Origin of the sequence: Nocardia sp. JMUB6875, assembly GCF_041154655.1 — a bacterium.
Lineage (GTDB): Bacteria > Actinomycetota > Actinomycetes > Mycobacteriales > Mycobacteriaceae > Nocardia.
This window is the reverse complement of sequence record NZ_BAAFGR010000244.1, coordinates 1-8,434: the sequence shown is the minus strand read 5'-3', so window position 1 is coordinate 8,434 and position 8,434 is coordinate 1. Positions and strand designations below refer to the sequence as shown.

Genomic DNA, 8,434 nt, shown 5'->3' with positions numbered 1-8,434 from the left:
GGGGCGTGCGGGGTCGACGGGACGATGACGGTGTCGGCGTTGATCAGGTCGTCGTAGTCGTATTCGGTATTGCTGGCGAAGTGGTGGCGCAGGGTCGCGTGGCGGGTGTCGCGGGGGCCGCAGAGCTTGAAGTCGTACCAGTCGGCGGGGGCGACGCCCTGGGGAAGTTCGGTGAAGACCTGGTACGGGATGGCGACCTCGAAGATCGGCATCCCGGAAGCTACTGCGAGGGCGAGGGTTCCGGGGCCGTTCGAATCCATGGCTCCACGCTAGCGCGAGAGTTGTCAGGAATCTATCGCAGTGTGGCATTCCTGCCACTCGTGGATCGGGTCGCGAGCGCGCAAGGTCGAGAACATGACCACGACGAGCGAACGCACAATCCCGGTCTCCCAACCGGATACGGCCGAACCGAGGCGATGGCGAGTGCTGGCGATAGCCGGTATCGCCCAATTCCTGGCGATCCTGGATCTTTTCGCGGTCATCGTCGCCTTCCCGGCCTTGCAGCGGTCGTTCGAGGACGCCTCCACCGGCATGGTGTCGTGGACGTTGAACGCCTACACGATCGTGATGGCCGCCCTGCTGGTTCCGGCCGGTCGGTTCGCCGATGACACCGGGCGCAAGCGCGGATTCCTGCTCGGCATAGCGCTATTCGGGCTGGCGTCGATCGCCTGCGGTCTCGCACCGAATCTGACCGTCCTCATCGCGGCGCGCGTGTTGCAGGCCGCGGCCGCCGCCCTGCTCATTCCGACCGGTCTCGGCCTGGTGCTGCCGGTGTTCCCGAAACGCGAACACGCCACGGTCATGGGCATCTGGACCGCCATCGCCTCGGCGGGCGGCGCGAGCGGACCGGTGATCGGCGGATTGCTGCTGCAGGCGGGCTGGCGGTGGATCTTCCTGCTGAACGTCCCGTTCACGGTGGTGGCGTTCGCCTTCGGGCTGAAGGTGCTGCCCGATATCCGTCACCGGGTCAACCGGCGGCTGGATCTGCTCGGCGCGGCGCTGATCCTCGGGGCCACAGCCGGTTTCACCACGGTGTTCGTGCAGGCCACCGACTGGGGTTACACCGCGCCCGGCACGCTGGGTTGCCTGGCCGCCGCGATCGTCCTGACTGCCCTGTTCGTCCGGCACGTGCGCCGCCACCCCGACCCGGTGGTGAGCCCGACCATCCTGCGGCACAAGCTGTTCCGCACCGCCACCCTCGGCGTCTTCTGCTACTACCTGGCCTTCGCCGCCATGATTCTGGAGGCGACGCTGTTCATGACCGAGCAATGGCATTACTCGGTGCTGCAGGCCAGTCTCGGTGTGGCCGCCACGCCGATCAGCTGCCTGGTGATGTCGCCGTTCTCGGGCCGCTTCGTGGCACGGTTCGGTGCGCGCACCTCGGCGGCGCTGGGCGGCGCGACCATCGCGCTGGGCTGCGCCTGGTGGGTGGTGGCCAGCGGCTTCTCGAAGTCCTATGCGGTGGTGATGATTCCCGGCGCGCTGCTGGCCGGGGCCAGCACGGCGCTGCTACAGCCGCCGCTGTTCGGGGCCTCGACCCTGCTGCCCGAGGACCAGATCTCGCTGGGCTCCGGCACTTTGATGATGGCCCGTCAGACCAGCTCCGCCCTCGGCGTCGCCATCCTCACCGCGATCCTGGGTTCCGCCGCCACCCGGACCATGACCGAATTCCGGGCAGGCTGGCTCTATATGGTCGTCGCGGGCCTGGCCGCGATGGTCGCCGCACTCGCCTATCGGCCCGACCGCGCCTGATCAGGACATGAAAAAGGCCCGGCGGCAATCGGATTGCGGCCGGGCCTTTCCCGAATTTCAGTCCTCGCCGAACAACCGGCGGCGCTGCTGCTCCTCGGCCTGTGACTCGGCCAGCCGGCGCTGCTCCTCGGCGGCCAGGTGCACCGAGGTGCGGGCCCACACGACCCGCACCCAGTGGAAGGTCAACACCATGATCGCGATGGTCGCCAGGATCAACCCGATGGCCGGACCCGCGCCGTGGTAGTTGCCCAGCCCCGGAGTCTGCCGATGCCAGATCGACAGCACGCCGAACACGCTGCCGATCGCCGAACCCGCGACCGCGATCCACGCCAGCAGCCAGCGGCGGGTGATCAGCGCCAGCATCGAGAAGCCGATGCCGAACACCACCACGAACCACACGAACAGCCGCGACGGCAGCCCGATGTGGTCGGCCTGGGCGACCGTGTCGTACAGCAGCACGTCGAAGCCGCGGGTCTTGCCCGCGTGCGGCAGCACCAGCGAGGCCAGCAGCACGAACACCGAGCCCGCGACCACCATGGCGCGCACGCCCGGATCGATCTCCCCGGCGATCTTGCGCTCGACCGCCTCGAGGTCCGAACGGAACTGCTCGAAGTCGTGATTGTGCTGCGGAGCGTTCTCGCTCGCCTCGGCCTTCATGCTCTCCTCGTTCGCCTCGGTCGGTTCTGCGTGTGGTGCTTCGTCTTCCGGATGTTCCGGCTGCTCACGAGGCTGGTCTGACTCGTCGGGGCCGGTGGGTTGCTGCTCGGTCATTCCGCTCGCGATCCTCGCTCACGCCTTGCGCGTCATTGGTCGGCGGCGTGCGGCCCGGGGTTCCCGCGACGGGCGCATCGACCCGCACGTACCCCAGGCATCCTGCCCTATGACGCTGCGTAGTTGACAGCGACCCCGCCGAATCGCGGAAACCGGGTGGGCTCAGTCCCCGCAGGCGGAGCCGCAGCCCGCGGCCGCGGTCTCGACCACGACCGGCGCGCCGATACTCGGCAGGCCCAGGCCGACGCCGATGGGCGCGGTCTTGGGGGTGATGCCGCGCTCGTGGGCGTCGCCCGCACGGGTGCGGCGGTGGGTCAGGACCTCGCCGTCGGCGATGAGGTAGTGCGGGGCCGCGCCGGTGACGTCGATGGTGATCACGTCGCCGGGGCGAATCTCGTTGCCGGGGGACGGATTCGCGGTCGGGCGGAAGTGGACCAGACGACCGTCGCGGGCACGGCCGGACATGCGGGCGGTCTTGTCGTTCTTCTTGCCCGCGCCCTCGGCGACCAGCAGCTCGACGGTCGAACCGATCAGCGCCTGATTGCCCTCGAGCGAAATCTGCTCCTGCAGTTCGATCAGCCGGTCGTAGCGTTCCTGCACGACCTCCTTCGGCAGCTGATCGGGCATGGTCGCGGCGGGCGTGCCGGGGCGGATCGAGTACTGGAAGGTGAAGGCGCTGGTGAAGCGCGCCTGCCGCACCACATCCAGCGTCGCCTGGAAGTCCTCCTCGGTCTCGCCCGGGAAGCCGACGATGATGTCGGTGGTGATGGCGGCATGCGGCATGGCCGCGCGCACCTTCTCGATGATGCCCAGGAACTTCGCGCTGCGGTAGGAGCGGCGCATGGCCTTCAGCACGCGGTCCGAACCCGACTGCAGCGGCATGTGCAGCTGCGGGCAGACATTCGGCGTCTCGGCCATGGCCTCGATCACGTCGTCGGTGAACTCGGCCGGGTGCGGGGAGGTGAAGCGCACGCGCTCGAGGCCCTCGATGTTCCCGGTGGCGCGCAGCAGTTTCGCGAACGCGCCGCGGTCGCGCTCCTCGGTCGGGTCGGCGAAGGAGACGCCGTAGGAGTTCACGTTCTGACCCAGCAGCGTCACCTCGAGCACGCCCTGATCGACCAGCGCCTGCACCTCGGCGAGCACATCGCCGGGGCGGCGGTCGACCTCCTTGCCGCGCAGCGACGGGACGATGCAGAAGGTGCAGGTGTTGTTGCAGCCCACCGAGATCGACACCCAGCCCGCGTAGGCGGACTCGCGCTTGGCGGGCAGCGTCGACGGAAACGCTTCCAGCGCTTCGATGATCTCGACCTGAGCCTCTTCATTGTGGCGGGCCCGCTCCAGCAGCACCGGCAGCGAGCCGATGTTGTGGGTGCCGAACACCACATCCACCCAGGGCGCCTTCTTGACCACGGTGTCGCGGTCCTTCTGCGCCAGACAGCCGCCGACGGCGATCTGCATGCCGGGCCGGTCGGCCTTGATCGGCGCGAGGTGGCCGAGGGTGCCGTACAGCTTGTTGTCGGCGTTCTCGCGGACCGCGCAGGTATTGAAGACGACCAGGTCAGCGGTATCGCCGGCCACGGCCTTGACGTAGCCGGCATCCTCGAGCAGACCCGAGAGGCGCTCGGAGTCGTGCACGTTCATCTGGCAGCCGTAAGTGCGGACCTCATAGGTGCGGGCCGGGGAATTCACCCAACCAGGGTAGATGGTCGCCGAATTGTCGCCGAATCAGCGTCCGACGGGGTGATCGCGGTCTCGGGAGTATCAATCGCTGGTTACGCGGGGGTGTCGAGACCCGGCACAGTTGGAGCCGCAAAGGCAAAGACGAGCATTTCGGGCGCACAGTGGTTAGGGTCACTGGTCATGACCGACGCTGCCGATCCCATCAGCACCTCCGCGCCGATGATCTCGATGCGGAATGTGGACAAGCACTTCGGCTCGCTGCACGTATTGCGTGACATCAATCTCGAAGTGCCCCGCGGGCAGGTCGTGATCGTGGTGGGTCCCTCGGGCTCCGGCAAGTCGACCCTGTGCCGAACCATCAACCGGCTCGAAACCATCGATTCCGGTGAGATCTCCGTCGACGGAGTGAAACTGCCCGACGAGGGCAAGGCGCTGGCCAGGCTGCGCGCCGATGTGGGCATGGTGTTCCAGCAGTTCAACCTGTTCGCGCACAAGACCATCATCGAGAACGTGATGCTCGCGCCGGTGAAGGTGCGCGGGCTCAAGAAGGACGCGGCCCGCGGGCGCGCGCTGGAATTGCTCGAGCGGGTCGGCATCGCCAACCAGGCCGACAAGTATCCCGCGCAGCTCTCCGGCGGGCAGCAGCAGCGCGTCGCCATCGCCCGCGCGCTGGCCATGGATCCCAAGGTCATGCTGTTCGACGAGCCCACCTCCGCGCTCGACCCGGAAATGGTGTCCGAGGTGCTCGAGGTGATGGTGAAGCTCGCCAAGGACGGCATGACCATGCTGGTCGTCACCCACGAGATGGGCTTCGCGCGGCGCGCGGGCAATCGCGTGCTGTTCATGGCCGACGGGGCGATCGTCGAGGACTCCACCCCCGACGCCTTCTTCACCGCGCCGAAGTCGGATCGCGCCAAGGATTTCCTGGGCAAGATCCTTTCCCACTGACCCACTCCACTTAGGGAAAACCTCCCCCTCCACGAGAGAACAGGACGTTCGATGAGGATCAACCACGCAATCCGGATCGCCGCCGGAGTGGCTGCCCTGGCGCTCGCCGTCACCGCCTGCGGCGGCGGCAGCAACAAGTCCGCGGGTGAGAACGCTGCCAAGGGCAAGCTCACCGTCGGCATCAAGTACGACCAGCCGGGCCTGGGCCTGCTGAACAAGGACGGCAGCTACAGCGGCTTCGATGTCGATGTGGCCAAGTTCGTGGGCGACAAGCTGGGCGTGAAGCCGGAGAACATCACCTTCAAGGAGTCGCCGTCGGCGCAGCGCGAGACGCTGATCCAGAACGGGCAGGTCGACTTCATCGTCGCCACCTACTCCATCACCGACGCGCGCAAGCAGAAGGTCGACTTCGCGGGCCCGTACTTCCAGACCGGTCAGTCGCTGCTGGTGCGGTCGGACAACACCGACATCACCGGGCCGGACTCGTTGAACGGCAACAAGAAGCTGTGCTCGGTGAAGGGCTCGACCCCGGCGCAGAACATCAAGGACAAGTACGTCAGCGCGCACGAGGTGCAGCTGATCACCTACGACACCTACTCGCTGTGTGTCGAGGCGCTCAAGTCCGGCGCGGTCGACGCGGTCACCACCGACGACATCATCCTGCGCGGTTACGCGGCGCAGTCGCCGGGCGCGCTGAAGGTGGTCGGCAACACCTTCACCACCGAGAAGTACGGCATCGGCGTGAAGAAGGGCGACACCGAGACCCGCAACAAGATCAATGACGCCATCGAGGCCATGATCAGCACGGGTGCCTGGAAGGCGGCGCTGGAGAAGAACTTCGGCTCCACCGGCTTCCAGATCCCGGAGCCGCCCAAGGTCGACCGGTACTGAGTCACGGCGCGTGCCGGGTGATTTCTCATCGCTGAAATCGCCCGGCGCGCTTCGTTTTCCGATCGGAGGAATGGGGCAGTCGTGTTCGACTTGATCTCCAACTATCACACCAAGCTGCTCGACGCGTTCTGGGTGACCATCAAGCTGACGCTGTACTCGGCGTTCTGGGCGCTGATCATCGGCACCCTCGTGGCGGCCATGCGGGTCTCGCCGATTCCGGTCGCGCGGTGGTTCGGGACGTTGTACGTCAACATCATTCGCAATACGCCGCTCACGCTGATCATCGTGTTCTGCTCGCTCGGCCTGTACTCCTCGCTCGGGCTGCGGCTCGCGCCGGAGGGGCCGGACAGCATCTCGCAGAACAGTTTTCGCTTCGCGATTCTCGGATTGAGCGTCTACACGGCGGCTTTCGTGTGCGAGTCGCTGCGGTCGGGCATCAATACCGTGCCGTTCGGGCAGTCCGAGGCGGGACGGTCGCTCGGGTTCACCTTCGGGCAGAACCTGCGGCTGGTGGTGTTGCCGCAGGCGTTCCGGGCGGTCATCGCGCCGCTGGGCAGTGTGTTCATCGCGCTGACCAAGAACTCGACCATCGCCTCGGCCATCGGTGTCGGTGAGGCGGCGCTGCTCATGTCGGAGATGAACGAGAACGAGGCGGCGGTGCTCAATATCGGCGCCATCTTCGCGCTCGGGTTCGTCATCCTGACCCTGCCGACCGGATTGCTCTTCGGCTGGCTGGCCAAACGATACGGGGTGGCGCGATGACCGCGGCTTCTGTGCTCTACGACGCGCCCGGACCCCGGGCGCGGATGCGCTATCGGATCTACTCGGTCATCGCGGTGGCGGTGGCGGCCGGTGTGATCTGGTTCGTCTACCGCGGGCTCGCCGACAAGGGCCAGTTCGAATGGGCGAAGTGGAAACCGTTCACCGAGAGCCAGATCTGGTCGACCTACCTGCTGCCGGGTCTGCGCGGCACGCTCGAGGCGGCGGCGCTGTCGATCGTGCTGGCGCTGGTGCTGGGCATGGTGTTCGGCATTCTGCGGCTGTCGGACCATCGGTCGATCCGGTGGGTCGCCGGGTTCATCGTCGAGATCTCGCGGGCCATTCCCGTGCTGATCCTGATGATCTTCCTGTTCAACCTGTTCGCGCAGAACAATGTCTTTCCGTCCGATCAGTTGGCGCTGTCGGCCGTGGTGCTGGCGCTGACGGTCTACAACGGGTCGGTCATCGCCGAGATCGTGCGGTCCGGCATCCTGGCGCTGCCCAAGGGGCAGAGCGAGGCGGCGGTCGCGCTGGGCATGCGCAAGACGCAGGTGATGGTGTCGATTCTGCTGCCGCAGGCGGTCACGGCCATGCTGCCGGCCTTGATCTCGCAGATGGTGGTGGCGCTCAAGGACTCCGCGCTGGGCTACCAGATCACGTATCTCGAGGTCGTGCGGTCGGGCGCGCAGCTCGGTGCGGCGGAACAGAATCCGATTCAGTCGCTGATCATGGTGGCCGCCATCATGATCGTCATCAACTACACGCTGACCGTGGTCGCCACGCGGGTGGAGAGGTGGCTGCGCACCCGCAAGCGCGGGTCGCGGACCGCACTGCCCGCCGGTGCCATCGCGGCTCCCCCGGGTATGGGTGTGACCGTGGTGGATCGGGCCGGGGCCGGCGAATCCCGGTAATGAACTGACCTCCCGGTTCGGGAACCACCGCCATTCCCGAACCGGGACCGGGCATTTCGACCACGCATTCTCAGAGAATGCTCAGCCGACCTGCGGACAATCTCCGTCCCAGCTCGCATACTGAATTTCATGAACGAAGACGACAGCGCTCGAAGAGAATTCGTCTTCGGGCTCTTCCTGATCACCGTCATCACCCCGCTGGCCGCCGGCCTCGCCACCTTCGCGGCCATCCTCGGCGGCCTCCGCCTCTCCGAGGCCCTCCCCCGCCTCCGCGGCAACCGGCACGCCGCCACCGACGGCTCCGCCCCCGCGCACCTGGCCGCCGCACGCCACCGCCGCCACCCCAACCATCGCCACACCCGCCGCGCGGTCTCCACCCGCCGCCCCGGCGGCGTCCTGCACTGAGCCGAGGCGTCCTCCCATTGACCCCGGCGCGCATGCATATGCTGGGCCGATGGACTCAGACCGGGACTTCACCTACGGCCCGGTCGGCGCGACCAATCCCGCCGATCCTGACTGGGCCGCACAGGTGCCCGGATTCCGGCGCTTCGAGACAACCACGATCCTGAGCGACGGCCGCCCGGGCGGCGACGACCGGACGACGGGCGGCGACGGTAGGACGTCGAATATCTGGAACTCAGCCGCCGAAGAACTCCTGACCTGGGGCATCAAGCGCCGCAGCGGCTTCCACATCACCCCGCTCGACACCCCCGCCCTCCGAG

Annotated in this window: 8 protein-coding genes and 2 pseudogenes; 7 read left to right on the top strand and 3 right to left on the bottom strand. The window is 67.1% G+C overall.

Features of this window, described 5'->3' with window-relative positions; all coding sequences use genetic code 11:
* Window positions 1–260, bottom strand: a pseudogene (locus ACAM49_RS36450) (hypothetical protein); the annotation flags it as partial.
* A gap of 94 nt (window positions 261–354) precedes the next feature.
* Here ACAM49_RS36450 and ACAM49_RS36445 point away from each other — a divergent pair.
* Entirely contained in the window at window positions 355–1,752 is a 1,398-nt protein-coding gene (locus ACAM49_RS36445) for an MFS transporter (RefSeq protein ID WP_369640086.1), read from the top strand.
* Between the two features lie 57 nt (window positions 1,753–1,809).
* Here ACAM49_RS36445 and ACAM49_RS36440 read toward each other — a convergent pair whose 3' ends face one another.
* Together ACAM49_RS36440 and miaB are read right to left on the bottom strand one after the other, a co-directional pair.
* Complete coding sequence (locus tag ACAM49_RS36440) at window positions 1,810–2,409, bottom strand: hypothetical protein (RefSeq protein WP_369640088.1); 600 nt, start codon at window positions 2,407–2,409, stop codon at window positions 1,810–1,812.
* A 276-nt stretch (window positions 2,410–2,685) separates the two neighbouring features.
* Window positions 2,686–4,212, bottom strand: coding sequence for a tRNA (N6-isopentenyl adenosine(37)-C2)-methylthiotransferase MiaB (miaB, locus tag ACAM49_RS36435; RefSeq protein WP_369640085.1), 1,527 nt, complete (start codon window positions 4,210–4,212; stop codon window positions 2,686–2,688).
* 210 nt (window positions 4,213–4,422) lie between these two features.
* Between miaB and ACAM49_RS36430 the strand changes: the two genes are divergently transcribed.
* The 6 genes and pseudogenes from ACAM49_RS36430 to ACAM49_RS36405 form a co-directional block, all read left to right on the top strand.
* Window positions 4,423–5,151 carry an amino acid ABC transporter ATP-binding protein gene (locus ACAM49_RS36430; RefSeq protein WP_369640087.1) on the top strand — a complete coding sequence of 243 codons (729 nt, stop codon included), beginning with the start codon at window positions 4,423–4,425 and terminating at the stop codon, window positions 5,149–5,151.
* 51 nt (window positions 5,152–5,202) lie between these two features.
* Window positions 5,203–6,042, top strand: a complete 840-nt coding sequence (locus tag ACAM49_RS36425; RefSeq protein ID WP_369640084.1) for a glutamate ABC transporter substrate-binding protein — start codon at window positions 5,203–5,205, stop codon at window positions 6,040–6,042.
* An 81-nt stretch (window positions 6,043–6,123) separates the two neighbouring features.
* Complete coding sequence (locus ACAM49_RS36420) at window positions 6,124–6,804, top strand: amino acid ABC transporter permease (protein ID WP_369640083.1); 681 nt, start codon at window positions 6,124–6,126, stop codon at window positions 6,802–6,804.
* Window positions 6,801–7,712 (top strand): amino acid ABC transporter permease, encoded by a 912-nt coding sequence (locus tag ACAM49_RS36415; protein ID WP_369640082.1) that lies wholly within the window; start codon window positions 6,801–6,803, stop codon window positions 7,710–7,712. Before ACAM49_RS36420 ends, ACAM49_RS36415 begins: the two co-directional genes overlap by 4 nt.
* 129 nt (window positions 7,713–7,841) lie before the next feature.
* Window positions 7,842–8,117, top strand: coding sequence for a hypothetical protein (locus ACAM49_RS36410; RefSeq protein ID WP_369640081.1), 276 nt, complete (start codon window positions 7,842–7,844; stop codon window positions 8,115–8,117).
* 49 nt (window positions 8,118–8,166) lie between these two features.
* Window positions 8,167–8,434: pseudogene (locus tag ACAM49_RS36405) on the top strand (hypothetical protein); the annotation flags it as partial.

Coding starts and splice junctions, on each gene's coding strand:
- ACAM49_RS36445 (WP_369640086.1), top strand. CDS start 355: ATGACCACGACGAGCGAACGCACAATCCCGGTCTCCCAACCGGATACG.
- ACAM49_RS36440 (WP_369640088.1), bottom strand. CDS start 2,409: ATGAAGGCCGAGGCGAGCGAGAACGCTCCGCAGCACAATCACGACTTC.
- ACAM49_RS36430 (WP_369640087.1), top strand. CDS start 4,423: ATGATCTCGATGCGGAATGTGGACAAGCACTTCGGCTCGCTGCACGTA.
- ACAM49_RS36425 (WP_369640084.1), top strand. CDS start 5,203: ATGAGGATCAACCACGCAATCCGGATCGCCGCCGGAGTGGCTGCCCTG.
- ACAM49_RS36415 (WP_369640082.1), top strand. CDS start 6,801: ATGACCGCGGCTTCTGTGCTCTACGACGCGCCCGGACCCCGGGCGCGG.
- ACAM49_RS36410 (WP_369640081.1), top strand. CDS start 7,842: ATGAACGAAGACGACAGCGCTCGAAGAGAATTCGTCTTCGGGCTCTTC.